The organism is Bacillus cereus group sp. BfR-BA-01330 (assembly GCF_022663885.1).
GTDB lineage: Bacteria > Bacillota > Bacilli > Bacillales > Bacillaceae_G > Bacillus_A > Bacillus_A cereus.
The window spans coordinates 930,696-945,785 of the sequence record NZ_JAKUGK010000001.1; the positions used below are offsets into that span (position 1 = coordinate 930,696).

Consider the following 15,090-nt stretch of genomic DNA (forward strand, 5'->3'; position numbering starts at 1 on the left):
TAGAGGTAGCCTTTTTATATGAAAGAGTTTGTAATATCTGTATACTAAATTTTAAGGAAACAAAGTAAATCATTAACTTACGAAAAAAAAGTAGCTATTTTTTATTGACATTGATTAAAACTTTTTATATTATACTTACATAAGGTAAGTTATTAACTTTTAAAAAACAAATCTTGAATTAAAGATAAAGAGAAAAAAGGGAGAGAATACAATGACAAAAGTACTATTTATTACAGCAAATCCAAATTCAGCAGAAGGTTCTTTCGGAATGGCAGTAGGGGAAGCTTTCATCGAAGCTTATAAAAACGAACATCCACAAGACGAAGTTGTAACAATTGATTTATTCAACACTACAGTACCAGCAATTGATGCAGATGTATTTGCTGCTTGGGGTAAATTTGCAGCAGGTGAAGGCTTTGAAGCTTTAACTGAAGTTCAACAACAAAAAGTAGCAGCAATGAACACAAACTTAGAAACATTTATGAATGCAGATCGTTATGTATTCGTAACTCCAATGTGGAACTTTAGCTATCCACCAGTAGTAAAAGCATACTTAGATAACGTAGCAATCGCAGGTAAAACATTCAAATATACTGAAAATGGTCCAGTCGGCTTATTAGAAGGTAAAAAAGCACTTCACATTCAAGCAACAGGTGGCGTATATTCTGAAGGAGCATACGCAGCTGTAGACTTCGGTCGTAATCACTTAAAGACTGTATTAGGATTTGTCGGTGTGAATGATACTGAATATATTGCAGTTGAAGGCATGAATGCAAACCCTGAAAAAGCACAAGAAATTAAAGAAGCAGCAATTGCTAATGCTCGTGAATTAGCAAAACGTTTCTAATATAGAATGCTTAAAAAGTCCGAACACTTGCTGTTTGGACTTTTTTTCTTCTTTTTCCTTCGTTTGTCTAGTATAATGAAGGTCGGAATGATAATAGGTGGGGGTTCTGTATGATTCAAACGTTTTTTAAAATCTTTTATTTAATTTTAATCGTAATTGCGATTACACCGAGAATGTGGCGTCTTAAAAGACAAGTAAATACGATGGCGCCAAAAGAAAAAGACAATGCTGTGTATAAAACGACAAATTGGTTTGGTAAGAAAATGGTACGTGTAGCTGGAGGGGCAGTAGAAGTGAAAGGACTTGAAAATGTTCCGAAAGACAAGCCAGTGCTAGTTGTAAGTAATCACCAAAGTAATATGGATATCCCTGTTTTACTAGGTTACTTAAATAAACCAATTGGATTCGTTTCAAAAGCAGAGATTAAAAAGTTCCCAGTTGTACCAACTTGGATGGAACTGATGAATTGTGTATTTATGGATCGTAGCGATCGTCGTCAATCTCTTCAAGCGATTAAAGATGGAATTGAACTATTAAAGAATGGACATTCTATCGTAATTTTCCCTGAAGGAACGAGAAGTAAGGGTGGCGAAGTTGGAGAGTTTAAGGCTGGTAGTTTTCATCTTGCAGTAAAGTCAGGTGTAGCAATTTTACCTGTAACGTTAGATGGTACATATAAGATGTTTGAAGCGAATGGAAATCGTATGAAGCCAGCTCATGCAACAGTAACAATTTCTAAGCCGATTACACCTGAAGATTATGCGAATATGGATATTAAAGAATTAACGAAGCATACACAGGAAGTTATTGCATCACAATTACATAAGTAATAAAAAAGGATTCAGCTTATCGTAAGCTGAATCCTTTTTTATTATGCTGTAGGTAAGACATAAAAGAGTACACAGAAGAACATCATCGCACTACCACCTAAAACGAACAGGTGCCATATGGCATGGTTGAAAGGTAGCTTTTCCCAAAGGAAGAATATAGCTCCGACAGAATATAAAATGCCACCTGCTAAAAGTAGTGAAAAACCATGTCCAGTTAGATTTTCATAAAGTGGTTTAATAGCAACGATTATGAGCCATCCCATTATGATATAACATAGCGTTGATGCCTTAATAAAGCGACGTACAAAGAAAATTTTGAAGACGATACCTCCGATTGCTAGTGTCCATATTATAGCAAGCAACGTCCATCCTAATGGGCCACGAAGTGTAATAAGTAGAAAAGGAGTATACGTGCCAGCAATCAATAAGTAAATGGCTGAATGATCTAAAATAGTAAATATTTTTTCTACTTTAGGATGATGAATGCTATGTAGCAATGTTGAAAACAAGTACAGTAAGAACATACTTACACCATAAACAGTAAATGCAACTACGGCTGATGCGGTACCGTGCTTAGAAGCATGAATAATCAATATGATTAAGGCAGGGATGCTTAAAATGGCACCGATACCATGTGTAATTGCATTTGCAATTTCTTCTTTTACAAATTGGGTCATTCGTGTCATTTTTTCAGTCATAATGCAAATCCTTTCTACTATCATAAAATAATATGTCATTTCCCTTACCATATCATACACAAGAGCAATAGAAAATGAAATTTGTATAATTGATTATATTTTTGAATTTTTTTGACAAAAGACAATGGATTTGTTGACGTTTTCAAACTTTTTTGACAAAATAAAATTATGTAATAGTAGGACAAGGAAACTACTAATAAAGGGGATGGGGAAATGTTTTCAAATATTGGCTTTCCAGGGTTAATTTTAATTTTAGTAGCAGTACTCATTTTATTTGGACCTAAAAAATTGCCGGAAATCGGGAAGGCTTTAGGGGAAACGTTAAAAGAGTTTAAAAAATCAACGAAAGAATTGACAGATGACGCATTTCAAGAAAAGGAAAAGAAAGAAAAAATGTAGTGTATTTTCCTTGTAATGGATAAATAAAGTGTGGTGAACGAGATGGAAAATCGGGAAATGAGCGTAGTAGAACATATTGTTGAGCTTCGAAAAAGAGTAATATATACGGTGTTATCCTTTGTACTATTTTTAATTATTGGATTTACTTTTACAAAGGATATTTATTTTTGGCTTGTAAAAGATTTACCAATGAAATTAACTGTTCTCGGTCCAAGTGATGTATTGTGGATTTTTTTCTCGATTGCTACAGTATTTGCTATCGTTTGTACAATTCCTTTTGCTGCTATACAAATTTGGTTATTTGTAAAACCGGGTTTACATCCAAATGAACAAAAGATGACAATAATGTATATACCGGTATTGTCTATATTATTTCTCGCAGGTTTATGTTTTGGATATTTCATTGTAATGCCGTTTCTATTTCACTTTTTAACTACGATAGGTAATGAAATGTTTAATACGATGTTTACGACAGAAAAGTATTTTCATTTTGTACTTAATTTAACAGTTCCATTTGCTGTGATTTTTGAATTGCCAGTCGTTGTAATGTTTTTAACTAGTATTGGAATACTTACGGCGGAATTTTTAATAAAAATAAGAAGGTATGCTTACGTAGCATTAATTATCATTGCATCTTGTATATCACCGCCAGACTTTTTATCTCATAGTTTAGTTGCAGTGCCGCTTATTTGTATTTATGAAGTAAGTATTGCGTTATCAAAGGTTGTTAGTAAGAGGAAAAAGAAAAGAGAAGAAATGCAGTCGAAAAGTGCCTCGTTATAAAGGCACTTTTTTATTTATTTGTTATACTATAGCTATAAACGTATACAATATATAGAAGAAAAAAATTATAGAATCTCCAAAATTTAGACAAACTTTGCGCTTTTATAAGCTTATACTAAATGTATTAAACAATTGATGGATAATGAGATTCCCGTCTCAGAGATATTTAGGACGGGAAGGTGAATTAGGTGGAGATGAATAGAGTATAAATCTTCTAGCCATAAGGACTACAGAAATCATATAAGTCTGATTTTACTCCACTTTAAACAACGTGTTACAGCGCAAAGTAGAGGAAGTTCAAAAATCCAATGAAAAAGAGGATTGATATTGTGATTACGAAAAGTTTTTATTTCACTCATTCAACAGGGGATTGCATTAAAATATTCGAAATCCCTGTCCTACAGGCACAGCATCCATTATCGTTTCTAATTCAGTCTCGTCTTCAATTATTTATTGCAAAAATTCAAAAACAAAAACACCCAAGATTTTCGTATTCTTTCCGTGAATATTTACAAAATTGTTTGAAGTGGAATGATTATTTAAATGTATATAAAACAAATACCCTTGAAAAAAATGCATGATACGAAGTACGGACAGGGTTAGTAAACTCTGTCTTTTTCATTTTAGATATGAAAATATAATTAATTTGATGAAATTTCGTTCCAAATTGTTGAAAGCAATGGGAATACTAGTATAATAACAAGGAGAGCGTATTGGAAAGGGAAGAAGTATAGTATGCAAAAAATTAAAATTGTAACAGATTCAACGGCAGATTTATCACAAGACGTAATCGAAAAGTATGACATTCATGTTTTACCATTATCAATCTCTGTAAATGGACAAACATATTTAGATCGCGTTGATTTACAACCTGACGAATTTATTGAAGAAATGATTAAATCAGAGGAATTACCAAAAACATCACAACCAGCTATGGGTACATTTGTAGAAATGTATGACAAGCTAGGGGAAGATGGAAGCGAAGTCCTTTCTATCCATATGACAAGTGGAATGAGCGGTACTGTAGCAACTGCAAATAGCGCTGCATCAATGACTGATACAAAAGTAACAGTTGTTGATTCTCAATTTATTACACATGCTTTAGCATATCAAGTAATTGAAGCTGCAAAAATGGCAAATGACGGACGCTCACTAGAAGAAATTTTAAAACGTGTAGATGAAGTAAGAAAGAATACTCGTTTATATGTAGTAGTGGATACATTAGAAAACTTAGTGAAGGGTGGACGTATCGGTAAAGGAAAAGCGTTTATCGGTTCTCTACTTAATATAAAGCCAATTGCTAGTCTTGAAGACGGTGTTTATAATCCTGTAACGAAAGTTCGTAGCCAAGGCCAAATTGTAAAAACATTAGCTAAGTTATTTGAGCAAGATACGGCTGGAAAAGTCGTAAAAGCTGTTGCAATTCCGCATGCGAAAGCAATTCCTTTAGCTGAAAGTATGAAAGCGGCGGTTGAAAAAGTAAGTGGATTTGCTCAATCAGAAATTTTCTATACAACGCCTATTATTAGTACTCATACAGGTCCGGGCGCAATCGGATTTATGTATTTAGCAGAGTAATAAAAAAGCTACTTGAAAATATATTTCAAGTAGCTTTTTTATGTAAATAGAAAGTAAGAAATAAGAAGAGCTACACAGGCACTACCGCTAATGATATAGCGAGTCTGTAAATATTCATTCATAGAAAACACCCTTTATCCCGCTATTTGTGGACAGTAAAACTCTCTACCTCAAATTTAGCTGGAGCAAAGAGGTTAGGTAGCGGGCTGCCCGTAAAAGCTTGATTGGTGAAGGCAAATAATCAGTGGGGATGAAGAAAACCCACTAATTAAAGTTTCACTATAGGATTTTCTATATTATATGTTGGATATAGAAAATCAGTCATTACGTTACACATGTAAAGTTTCAATTTTTTCGTTTATTTGCTTATTATTTGTTGCGTTACTATAAATAAAAGTTTGACCTAAAAAGAGTACATGCAGTTGTTCCCACGGTAACATGCGCAAATTCCAATTATTTCGAAGTCTAGTTATTGCTTCACGAGGTGTTTCATCGGCGAGTGCAAAAGCACCGTAATGCATTGGTATAAAATGCGTAGCGTTTAAATCTAAATAAGCTTGCACGGCCTCTTCAGGTGAAACATGAGATACTTTCATAAACCATTCTGGTTCATAAGCGCCAATGGGCATAAGAGCAATATCAATTAAAAAGCGTTCACCAATTTCTTTGAAACCTTGGAAATAGCCACTGTCACCACAAAAATATATGGTTTCCATAGTCGTTTCATTATCAATAATCCATCCACCCCAGTGAGACGTATTCATATCAAATAAGAATCTTCTCGTCCAGTGCTGAGCGGGTACGAAGTGAAAAGAAACTTCGTTAATTATCGTACTTTCCCACCATTTATACTCTTCTACATGTTTAAATTTCTTACGAGTAAATAATTTTTTTAATCCAATAGGTACAAGATATAGAACATCATCATTCAACTGACGAAGAGTTGAAAAATCTAAATGATCATAATGACCATGTGAAATAAGGACAATATCAATTTTAGGTAGTGCTTCTATAGAGAGTCCAGGTTCTGTAAGTCTTGGAATTAGCTTTAATTTATTAGCCCATACTGGATCTGTTAATATATTAAGTCCATTCGTTTGGATAAGAAAAGTGGAATGCCCAATCCATGTGATAGTCGTTTTTTCAACATTACTTTGCAAAAATGCACTTTGTTTAACGGGTGATTGTTCTACTAAGAAAGAAAAATCTTTTTTGTTTTGCTTTCGTTCTTTACGCCAGCGTAAAAAAGAGCGAATTGATTTTTTTGTACTAACATTATCCATATTTTCATAGCGCTTTGCCATGAACATCACCTCATTTAAAATCGTTGTATTTGTATTGTACCGAAATGTTGTTAAGGAATACAGTGTAAAACATGGATTAATGTTTAAGGAATTGTTAAAAAATAGGGAGAGGTATTTACAAAAGTAACAATAAAATTAGTTTTATCACTTTTATTTAGAGAAATAATAGTAAAAAAATATATTTTGTCTAGTAATTCGCTTGAAATAAAAAAGTAACATACGTAAATTCGTACGATTTCGTGAACAAATGTAGTAAACAATTTTCTCGTAGTGTTAACTTTTGTTATTATAAACATAACCTATTTAAATTTAGGATAGAGAAAAGAGGTTTATAAATGAAGCGTTATCAAAAAATAATTGGTCTTATGGTTGTATTTTGTCTCTTTGTACTTGCTGGATGTAGTGAATCAGGTTCAAAGCTTCGTAAACCATTAAATTGGGATTTAGAAACCTTCCAATTTACAAATCAAGATGGAAAGAAATTTGGTACAAAAGATTTAAAAGGGAAAGTTTGGGTTGCAGATTTTATGTTCACAAATTGTCAGACAGTTTGTCCACCAATGACTGCAAATATGGCCAAGCTTCAAAAGATGGCAAAAGAAGAGAAATTAGACGTTCAGTTTGTTTCATTTAGTGTAGATCCAGACCTTGATAAGCCAGAAAATCTGAAAGCTTTTATTCAAAAATTTACAGAGGATACTAGTAACTGGAATTTATTAACGGGGTATTCGTTAGAAGATATTACAAAGTTTTCAAAAGATAATTTCCAATCACTTGTAGATAAGCCGGAGAACGGTCAGGTCATGCATGGTACATCATTTTATTTAATTGATCAAAACGGAAAAGTAATGAAAAAGTATAGTGGCATTAGTAATACGCCATACGAAGACATTATACGTGATATGAAGCGATTAGTGGGTTAAAAATAAGGGTGCATAGCACCCTTATTTTTTTGCATTAGTCTATCGATAAAATGTCATGTTGCTGGGGAAGTTTCGGCGCCCGAATTTCTAATACGCCGTTTTGATAAGAAGCTTTTGCCGCTTTTTTATTAATTGAATACGGCAATTTAATCAATCTTGATGCTTCTGAAATGGAACGTTCTCGGCGATAATAGTTATGGGATGTTTGTTCTTCTTCCTCTTCAAGTATCTCTTCTTTTACAGAGACTTTTAAGTATTCACTTTGTATTTCAATTTGGATTTGTTCTTTTTGTATACCTGGTAGTTCAGCTGTAACAACGAGTTCTTCACCAACTTCATATAAATCTACAGGGAATGTTAATAAACGGTTTCCTTTTTGGAAAAAATGATTTAAATCAGCGATTACATTGCGAAGAGGTGTTTGCTCGAAGAAATCATCAATTTGCTTTAAGTAATTACGAACCGGTGGGCGAGAAGAATCTTTTTTTTCTTCACTCATGGTATTCCCTCCTAGAAATCAATTTGCAATATCATATGACAAAAGCGGAGAAAGGTGAGTGCCTAGTTTTCATGTTTTCATAAAAAATTGTTAAAAATGTGAAATGGAGTGATTTTTTTATAGTTTTTGGTCGCCATATTCAGTTGATTATGCTAGTATAAATAGGGTTGATATAGTAGTATAGAGACAGAATGAAAACTGAAAGAGGGTAAGAAGTATGTGTGGTTTTGTAGGATGTTTATGTGAAAACCCTAGAGAGTTTTCAGAAACAGAAAAACATCAATTTGAAAATATGAACACGATGATTTTCCACCGTGGTCCAGATGACGAAGGATATTTTCGTGATGAACATGTACAATTTGGCTTCCGCCGTTTAAGCATCATTGACTTAGAGGCAGGACATCAGCCGCTAACTTATGAAAATGATCGATATGTAATTATTTTTAATGGTGAAATTTACAACTATGTAGAATTACGTGAAATGTTACTTGAAAAAGGTGCAACGTTTGCAACGCAATCTGATACAGAAGTTATCATTGCATTGTATGCACATATGAAAGAAAAATGTGTAGATTACCTTCGTGGTATGTTTGCATTTATGATTTGGGATCGTGAAGAAAAGAAACTTTTCGGTGCACGTGATCACTTCGGTATTAAACCTTTATACATCGCACAACAAGGTGATACTACATTCTTCGCATCTGAGAAGAAAAGTATTATGCATGTGATGGAAGATAAAGGCGTTAATCCAACGTCACTACAACATTACTTTACGTACCAATATGGTCCAGAGCCAGAAACTTTAACAATTGATGTTAATAAAATCGAGCCTGGTCATTATTTCGTAAAAGAAATCGGTAAAGAGATGGAAATCCATCGCTACTGGAAACCTTATTTCAACGCTTCAAGTGCAACGAAAGAGGAGCATATCCAAGCAATTCGTGATGTGTTATATGATTCAGTAAAAGTGCATATGCGTAGTGATGTACCAGTAGGTTCATTCTTATCTGGTGGTATCGATTCATCTATCATCGCTTCTATCGCAAGAGAAATGAATCCAAATCTTTTAACATTCTCTGTTGGTTTTGAGCAACGTGGTTTCAGTGAAGTTGATGTTGCGAAAGAAACTGCTGAGAAATTAGGCGTTAAAAACCATAACGTATTCATTTCAGCGAAAGAATTTATGGATGAGTTCCCAAAAATCATTTGGCATATGGATGATCCTTTAGCTGATCCAGCAGCTGTACCATTGTACTTCGTTGCGAAAGAAGCACGTAAACATGTAACAGTTGTTCTTTCTGGTGAAGGCGCAGACGAGCTATTTGGTGGTTATAACATTTACCGTGAGCCAAACTCACTAAAAATGTTCTCTTACATCCCTAGTCCAGGTAAGAGCGTTCTAAAAGCATTAAGTGGTGCTCTTAAAGAAGGATTTAAAGGTAAGAGCTTCCTAGAGCGTGGATGTACACCAATTGAAGAGCGTTACTATGGAAATGCTAAAATCTTCCGTGAAGAAGAAAAAGCTGAATTAATGAAGTATTACAATGAAAGTGTTAACTATATGGATATCACGAAACCATTGTATAACGAGATTAAAGATTATGATGATGTAAGTAAAATGCAGTACATTGACATGTTCACATGGTTACGCGGTGACATTTTATTAAAAGCTGATAAAATGACAATGGCAAACTCATTAGAACTTCGTGTACCGTTCTTAGATAAAGAAGTATTCGATGTTGCATCTAAAATTCCAACTGAATTTAAGATTGCTAACGGAACTACGAAAGCCATTTTACGTGAAGCAGCACGCGGAATCGTTCCAGATCACGTATTAGATCGTAAAAAACTTGGATTCCCAGTACCAATTCGTCACTGGTTAAAAGACGAAATGCATGATTGGGCTATAAATATTATAAACGAAAGTAAGACAGAGCATTTAATCGACAAACAGTATGTATTAAACTTACTGGAAGCACATTGTGCAGATAAAGGCGATTATAGCCGTAAAATTTGGACTGTACTTGCGTTTATGGTATGGCACCAAATTTATGTTGAGCATAAATACGATACGAATAAGTTCCATGAAGAAACAAAACGTGCGTATAGCTTAGTTTAATTAGAAAAACCTTAAGATCGCATACGGTCTTAAGGTTTTTTTTCATAAATAGGAAGTATTATTGATACAATAATAGTAAAAGGATGGACAACATATGATTACGTTTGAGAAAGTTACTGTAGAAAATGAAAGCGTTGTTAAAGAAATGTTTAAATCGCATAGTTTAGGTGAGAAAAAGGTACAGTACTGTGTGAAAGTTGATGATACATATATTGGTGTAATAGATTATAGTGTACAAGAGGAACGGGCTGTTTTATCACAGCTAATTATTCATTTTGATTACCAAGGTTACGGTTATGGTACAAATACGTATTTTACATTTGAAGAAATGATGAAACAAAGAAATGTGAAAGAAATAAAAGTGCTACAAGAGAAATTAACAGAAAAGGCGAAGTCTTTCATAGAGAGTTTTGGTTTTACTTCAGAAGATGAAGAGTATGTAAAGAAAATATAACGATGATTATTTATGCGATACAATAAATATAAGGCAGGTGGATGTATGACGATGACTTCTGGTCTTGTATTAATTGGAGGGTGCTTTATAGTAGCAGAATTATGTCATATAATCATTCGGAAAAGAATGATTAAGAAAAAAAAGCCGTATGAATTACAATACGTCCCTGTCTTTTTCATTATGTTTTGCATGCTTAGTACATTACAAAATCTAATAAACTTTCCACCACTTGTAAATGTTTTTTTAAAGTTCGGTTTACTTTATAGTGGTGTTGGAATAGCACTTTTATTTATTTTATTTTGCATACGTTATGTTCACTATCAATCGTATATATTTATTTTAAATTGGTTAAAGCAAGATGATAGAAACCGCCTTACATAAGGCGGTTTTTTTATTTGCAATTGTAACAGAATTTGTACATTTCACATAAAATAGGACGAGTAGAAATGCAAACATATTACAAGAAAGGGGCGGGGCAATAAAATGAAACTTGTTATAGACGCAGGGCATGGTGGATATGATTCTGGTGCTGTTGGTAATGGTTTAGTAGAAAAAAACTTAACACTTCAAATTGCTAGACGCGTTCGAGACATTTTAACGGTAAATTACCCAATTACAATTAAAATGACACGTGATAGTGATGTGTTTATTTCTTTATCTGAACGTGCTAATATTGCTAATGCTTTCAGTGCGGATTATTTTATTTCATTTCATATTAATAGCGGCGGGGGTACAGGTTTTGAAAGTTATATTTATAATGCGTTATCCAATAGCAGCACTGCATATGCAAAGCAACAAAAAATGCATACAGCTGTCAATCCTGTATTAACAAAATATGGTCTTCGTGATCGAGGAGCAAAAAAAGAAAATTATGCGGTATTAAGAGAAACCGCAATGGATGCAATTTTAACTGAGACTGCTTTTATTGATACAGCTTTTGATGCAAATTTATTAAAAAATCCACAATTTATTGAAGATCTAAGTCAAGCGTATGCAAATGGAATAGCAGCTATTTTTGGAGTAACTCCAAATCCACAACCTCCTAACCCACAACCGACACCTCAAACGAAGGGAATCGCTTATGTTCTTGGGAAAAATGTAAATTTAAGAAATGGTCCATCAACTTCTTCCTCAGTTATTCGTCAATTAAATTCTCCAGAATCTTACGTTGTATATCAAGAAAGTAATGGATGGCTAGATTTGGGGAATGGACAATGGGTGTATAATGATCCTTCTTACATTAATTTTGTAAAGACAAGCAATAGTGATGGAAGCCCGATTGGGGTTGCATATATACAAGGGATGAATGTAAATTTAAGAAGTGGTCCATCAACTACATCTGCAGTTATCCGCCAATTAAATTCTCCAGAATCTTATTTAGTATATATAAATGAAAATGGTTGGTTAAACCTTGGGGGAAATCAGTGGGTATATAATGACTCAGCGTATATTAAGTATACTCAATATTAGGAATTGAAATGATAGTGCAATATGGATGCGTATCCTTGTTATGTATAACAAGGGTACGCATTTTAATAACAACATTTTTTTCATACTTATGCACTATGTTTTAAAAAGAAACATTAGAAAAGCGGATAGAATCTAAATAGTATATATTAAAAAAGTTTTCTGATATACATTGACAATGTATGTAAGATACATTAATCTTTAAATGTTAATGATAATCGATTTCATCTAGGGAGGACATATGATACATACTAAAAAACTAATTATGTTCTGCATTATGATACTCATGGTTGTAATTGCAGGATGTAGTAAAGAAGAGAAAAAAGAAAATAATATATCAGCGAAAGCAAAAGATTCATATACGGTAAAGCATGCAATGGGTGAAACGACAGTAAATGGTACACCTAAAAAAGTTGTTGTTTTAACAAATGAAGGCGCAGAGGCTCTCCTAGCTGTGGGCGTAACGCCAGTGGGGACTACGAAACCACGTGCTGGTGATGAATGGTATCCTCATTTAGCGAAAGAGTTAAAAAACACGGAAGTTGTAGGAACTGAACGTGATATTAATTTAGAGGCTGTAATGAAGCTTAAGCCAGATTTAATTATCGGAAATAAAATGCGTCATGAAAAAATATATGATCAGCTAAAAGAAATCGCACCAACTGTTTATGCAGAAACATTACGCGGTGATTGGAAAGAAAACTTTACACTTTATACAAAAGCTGTAAATAAAGAAAAAGAAGGGCAAAAAGCTCTTGATGATTATAAAAAACGCATTGAAGGAATGAAAGAGAAGTTAGGCGATAAATTGAATTCTAAAGTTTCTATTATTCGTTTCGTGCCAGGTGATGTTCGTATTTATCAAAAAAACTCATTCTCGGGCGTTGTTTTAAATGATATTGGATTTAAACGACCACCATTACAAGATAAAGATGATTTTGCGATAAAAGGAATTACAAAAGAGCAAATTCCAAATATGGACGGAGACTACTTATTCTATTTCACGTCTGATAAAGATGCAGATAAGAATAATGAAGGAAATTCGTTAGCGAAGGAATGGACAGAAGATCCACTCTTTAAGCAACTACAGGCTTCTAAAAATAATAAAGTATTCCAAGTAGATGAGGTAATCTGGAATACAGCAGGCGGTATTAAAGCTGCGAACCTTATGTTAGATGATATTGAAAAATATTTCCTTAAATAAATGATAAAATACATCACTTTTACGAAGTGATGTATTTTTAGTTTGCGAAAATACAGAAAATTCCTTCTTTCAGGGTGTCATAAGTTGTACAATAAAATCAATCATGTGATAAAGGAGTGGGGAAGAATGAAAGCTACTCATAAAGATTGGATCTTGTTTAATGGGAGAATGATTAATACGAAAGAAGAACAGCCGATGGTAGCATTAGAAGAGAGAGGCTTCCAATTTGGTGATGGGATTTATGAAGTATTTAGACTATACGATGGCAAGCCTCATTTATTAGATTTACATTTGGAACGATTCTTTAACTCTATGGCAGAAATAAAACTAATTCCACCATTTACGAAGGAAGAATTAGTAGAAGAGTTATATCAAATGATTGAAAAAAATCAATTTCAAGAAGATGGGAATGTATATTTACAAATATCAAGAGGTGCACAACCGCGCAATCATGTATATGAATCAGATTTACAACCGACATATTTTGCAAATCTTGTTTCGTTCCCAAGACCAGTTGCTTCAATGGAGGCAGGGATTAAGGTGACAGTAGAAGAGGACATCAGGTGGAAGTTTTGCCATATAAAATCTTTAAATTTGCTTCCTAATATCATGATTAAAAACAAAATAAATGAACAAGGGTATCAAGAAGCAATATTAGTACGAGATGGTATTGTGACTGAAGGGTGTCATTCCAATTTCTTTATCGTGAAGAATAATAAGTTGATTACACATCCAGCGGATCATTTCATTTTACATGGTATTACACGTCACTATGTAATTACATTAGCGAAAGAGTTACATATCGATGTAGAGGAACGAGAGTTTTCATTACAAGAAGTATATGACGCTGAGGAGTGCTTCTTTACAGCGACGCCACTTGAAATATTCCCAGTCGTTCAAATTGGTGATGAACAGTTCGGGGCTGGTGAAAGAGGACCAATTACGAAAAAACTACAAGCTGCATACGAAGAGAGTATTCGTTTGTTTAAAGTGACAAATTAATCATGAAGAAAAAAGCTGGTATTCTTCCGGCTTTTTTTCATGATATAATTCAAGCATAGGACAAGTTTTGAAAACGCTGTAAAAAGGGGATTTAATATATGAATTATGAAGATTTTAAAGAAGTAATTCACGGAAGACGAAGTGTTAGAAAGTTTACAGATCAAGAAGTATCTACTAATGATATAAAAGAAATAATTGATTGTGCTCGTTACGCACCAAGTGATACGAATTCACAAACGTGGGAATTCTTAGTTATCATGAATCGAGAGAAGATTAAAGAAATTGAACAAATGACGTGGGATGCATTACATAAACTTGCGGCAAAAGCAGCAGAAAATGGAGAAGAGAAAGCAGGGAAATTACTTACACGTTCTTTCGGACCATATGCAACAGCTTTCTCGGAGGCACCAGTATTAATCGTATGTTTGGCAACACCATATGAATCAAAGTTCCGTGAAAAGATATTTGATCCAATTGCTTTTGTTCCAAATTCAGTTTGGGAGGAAGAAGGCATTAAGAGTAGCTGTTTAGCGGCACAAAACTTAATGTTAGCTGCACATGCAAAGGGACTTGGTACTTGTCCAATGACAGGGCCAGTATTGCTAGCTCAAGATGAACTGCGCCAATATTTACAAGTTGAGCCTGAAAAACAAATAAATATGGTTATTTCACTCGGATTTCCGAAAGATAAACCGAAGAAACTTCCAAGAAAAGAAGTAGATGAGATTACAACGTTTGTTTTTTAATTGCTGTATAGAAAAGACATTGAATTAACAATGTCTTTTTATTTTTGAGGGTATGTAATTCATATGTTGGGCTAAAATGATAGATAAGAGGAAATTACTATTTATTTCATAAAAAAAATTAATGTTCTATTAAGGAAAGTATGATACATTAATCGTGAGCAAGATTCTATTTGTTCATGAAAGTGTTGAAAGTAGTCTCAAAATTTAAAAGTTATTTTTGTATAATAAATTATAATG

17 protein-coding genes are annotated in these 15,090 nt (G+C 33.6%); 14 read left to right on the top strand and 3 right to left on the bottom strand.

The annotated features are described in order from the left end of the window. Window positions 1-211 precede the first annotated feature (211 nt). Both MR112_RS04790 and MR112_RS04795 read left to right on the top strand, forming a co-directional pair. Window positions 212-847 (top strand): FMN-dependent NADH-azoreductase, encoded by a 636-nt coding sequence (locus tag MR112_RS04790; RefSeq protein ID WP_000170025.1) that lies wholly within the window; start codon window positions 212-214, stop codon window positions 845-847. 110 nt (window positions 848-957) lie between these two features. Continuing rightward, on the top strand, window positions 958-1,677 hold the full coding sequence (locus MR112_RS04795; protein ID WP_000616577.1) for a lysophospholipid acyltransferase family protein: 720 nt from the start codon (window positions 958-960) through the stop codon (window positions 1,675-1,677). 41 nt (window positions 1,678-1,718) lie between these two features. Here MR112_RS04795 and trhA read toward each other — a convergent pair whose 3' ends face one another. Further along, entirely contained in the window at window positions 1,719-2,375 is a 657-nt protein-coding gene (gene trhA, locus MR112_RS04800; RefSeq protein WP_000136889.1) for a PAQR family membrane homeostasis protein TrhA, read from the bottom strand. A 213-nt stretch (window positions 2,376-2,588) separates the two neighbouring features. Here trhA and MR112_RS04805 point away from each other — a divergent pair, with 213 nt between their 5' ends. From MR112_RS04805 to MR112_RS04820, 4 genes are all read left to right on the top strand, one after another. After that, window positions 2,589-2,774, top strand: a complete 186-nt coding sequence (locus MR112_RS04805; protein ID WP_000492443.1) for a twin-arginine translocase TatA/TatE family subunit — start codon at window positions 2,589-2,591, stop codon at window positions 2,772-2,774. A gap of 42 nt (window positions 2,775-2,816) precedes the next feature. Then, complete coding sequence (gene tatC / locus MR112_RS04810) at window positions 2,817-3,557, top strand: twin-arginine translocase subunit TatC (RefSeq protein WP_048538757.1); 741 nt, start codon at window positions 2,817-2,819, stop codon at window positions 3,555-3,557. Window positions 3,558-3,886: 329 nt separating this feature from the next. After that, window positions 3,887-4,138, top strand: a complete 252-nt coding sequence (locus MR112_RS04815) for a DUF2535 family protein (RefSeq protein WP_000629012.1) — start codon at window positions 3,887-3,889, stop codon at window positions 4,136-4,138. A gap of 154 nt (window positions 4,139-4,292) precedes the next feature. Further along, window positions 4,293-5,135 (top strand): DegV family protein, encoded by an 843-nt coding sequence (locus MR112_RS04820; protein ID WP_001169470.1) that lies wholly within the window; start codon window positions 4,293-4,295, stop codon window positions 5,133-5,135. Between the two features lie 329 nt (window positions 5,136-5,464). On the opposite strand, the gene MR112_RS04825 is transcribed toward MR112_RS04820, so the two are convergent. Beyond that, on the bottom strand, window positions 5,465-6,439 hold the full coding sequence (locus tag MR112_RS04825; protein WP_048538756.1) for an MBL fold metallo-hydrolase: 975 nt from the start codon (window positions 6,437-6,439) through the stop codon (window positions 5,465-5,467). A 335-nt stretch (window positions 6,440-6,774) separates the two neighbouring features. Between MR112_RS04825 and MR112_RS04830 the strand changes: the two genes are divergently transcribed. Next, window positions 6,775-7,362: an SCO family protein gene (locus MR112_RS04830; RefSeq protein ID WP_000833331.1), complete on the top strand. Its 588-nt coding sequence runs from the start codon at window positions 6,775-6,777 to the stop codon at window positions 7,360-7,362. 34 nt (window positions 7,363-7,396) lie between these two features. Here MR112_RS04830 and MR112_RS04835 read toward each other — a convergent pair whose 3' ends face one another. After that, on the bottom strand, window positions 7,397-7,861 hold the full coding sequence (locus MR112_RS04835; protein ID WP_001288085.1) for an Hsp20/alpha crystallin family protein: 465 nt from the start codon (window positions 7,859-7,861) through the stop codon (window positions 7,397-7,399). Window positions 7,862-8,078: 217 nt separating this feature from the next. Between MR112_RS04835 and asnB the strand changes: the two genes are divergently transcribed. From asnB to MR112_RS04870, 7 genes are all read left to right on the top strand, one after another. Continuing rightward, window positions 8,079-9,980 (top strand): asparagine synthase (glutamine-hydrolyzing), encoded by a 1,902-nt coding sequence (gene asnB, locus MR112_RS04840; protein WP_000333816.1) that lies wholly within the window; start codon window positions 8,079-8,081, stop codon window positions 9,978-9,980. Between the two features lie 94 nt (window positions 9,981-10,074). Continuing rightward, complete coding sequence (locus tag MR112_RS04845) at window positions 10,075-10,434, top strand: GNAT family N-acetyltransferase (protein WP_000627523.1); 360 nt, start codon at window positions 10,075-10,077, stop codon at window positions 10,432-10,434. A gap of 51 nt (window positions 10,435-10,485) precedes the next feature. Beyond that, the gene (locus MR112_RS04850) at window positions 10,486-10,815 is read left to right on the top strand and encodes a hypothetical protein (RefSeq protein WP_000200455.1); all 330 of its coding nucleotides are present in this window, start codon (window positions 10,486-10,488) and stop codon (window positions 10,813-10,815) included. A gap of 102 nt (window positions 10,816-10,917) precedes the next feature. Next, window positions 10,918-11,904 (top strand): N-acetylmuramoyl-L-alanine amidase, encoded by a 987-nt coding sequence (locus tag MR112_RS04855; protein ID WP_000779892.1) that lies wholly within the window; start codon window positions 10,918-10,920, stop codon window positions 11,902-11,904. A 238-nt stretch (window positions 11,905-12,142) separates the two neighbouring features. Beyond that, a complete protein-coding gene (locus MR112_RS04860) occupies window positions 12,143-13,105 on the top strand; it encodes an ABC transporter substrate-binding protein (protein ID WP_000581989.1) in 963 nt (320 codons plus the stop codon). 126 nt (window positions 13,106-13,231) lie between these two features. Beyond that, complete coding sequence (dat, locus tag MR112_RS04865) at window positions 13,232-14,107, top strand: D-amino-acid transaminase (RefSeq protein WP_000648383.1); 876 nt, start codon at window positions 13,232-13,234, stop codon at window positions 14,105-14,107. A 98-nt stretch (window positions 14,108-14,205) separates the two neighbouring features. Further along, window positions 14,206-14,853 (top strand): nitroreductase family protein, encoded by a 648-nt coding sequence (locus MR112_RS04870; RefSeq protein WP_001105288.1) that lies wholly within the window; start codon window positions 14,206-14,208, stop codon window positions 14,851-14,853. Window positions 14,854-15,090: the final 237 nt, after the last annotated feature.

Coding starts and splice junctions, on each gene's coding strand:
- MR112_RS04830 (WP_000833331.1), top strand. CDS start 6,775: ATGAAGCGTTATCAAAAAATAATTGGTCTTATGGTTGTATTTTGTCTC.
- MR112_RS04825 (WP_048538756.1), bottom strand. CDS start 6,439: ATGGCAAAGCGCTATGAAAATATGGATAATGTTAGTACAAAAAAATCA.
- MR112_RS04850 (WP_000200455.1), top strand. CDS start 10,486: ATGACTTCTGGTCTTGTATTAATTGGAGGGTGCTTTATAGTAGCAGAA.
- dat (WP_000648383.1), top strand. CDS start 13,232: ATGAAAGCTACTCATAAAGATTGGATCTTGTTTAATGGGAGAATGATT.
- MR112_RS04820 (WP_001169470.1), top strand. CDS start 4,293: ATGCAAAAAATTAAAATTGTAACAGATTCAACGGCAGATTTATCACAA.
- MR112_RS04790 (WP_000170025.1), top strand. CDS start 212: ATGACAAAAGTACTATTTATTACAGCAAATCCAAATTCAGCAGAAGGT.
- MR112_RS04795 (WP_000616577.1), top strand. CDS start 958: ATGATTCAAACGTTTTTTAAAATCTTTTATTTAATTTTAATCGTAATT.
- tatC (WP_048538757.1), top strand. CDS start 2,817: ATGGAAAATCGGGAAATGAGCGTAGTAGAACATATTGTTGAGCTTCGA.
- MR112_RS04870 (WP_001105288.1), top strand. CDS start 14,206: ATGAATTATGAAGATTTTAAAGAAGTAATTCACGGAAGACGAAGTGTT.
- MR112_RS04860 (WP_000581989.1), top strand. CDS start 12,143: ATGATACATACTAAAAAACTAATTATGTTCTGCATTATGATACTCATG.
- MR112_RS04805 (WP_000492443.1), top strand. CDS start 2,589: ATGTTTTCAAATATTGGCTTTCCAGGGTTAATTTTAATTTTAGTAGCA.
- trhA (WP_000136889.1), bottom strand. CDS start 2,375: ATGACTGAAAAAATGACACGAATGACCCAATTTGTAAAAGAAGAAATT.
- asnB (WP_000333816.1), top strand. CDS start 8,079: ATGTGTGGTTTTGTAGGATGTTTATGTGAAAACCCTAGAGAGTTTTCA.
- MR112_RS04845 (WP_000627523.1), top strand. CDS start 10,075: ATGATTACGTTTGAGAAAGTTACTGTAGAAAATGAAAGCGTTGTTAAA.
- MR112_RS04835 (WP_001288085.1), bottom strand. CDS start 7,861: ATGAGTGAAGAAAAAAAAGATTCTTCTCGCCCACCGGTTCGTAATTAC.
- MR112_RS04855 (WP_000779892.1), top strand. CDS start 10,918: ATGAAACTTGTTATAGACGCAGGGCATGGTGGATATGATTCTGGTGCT.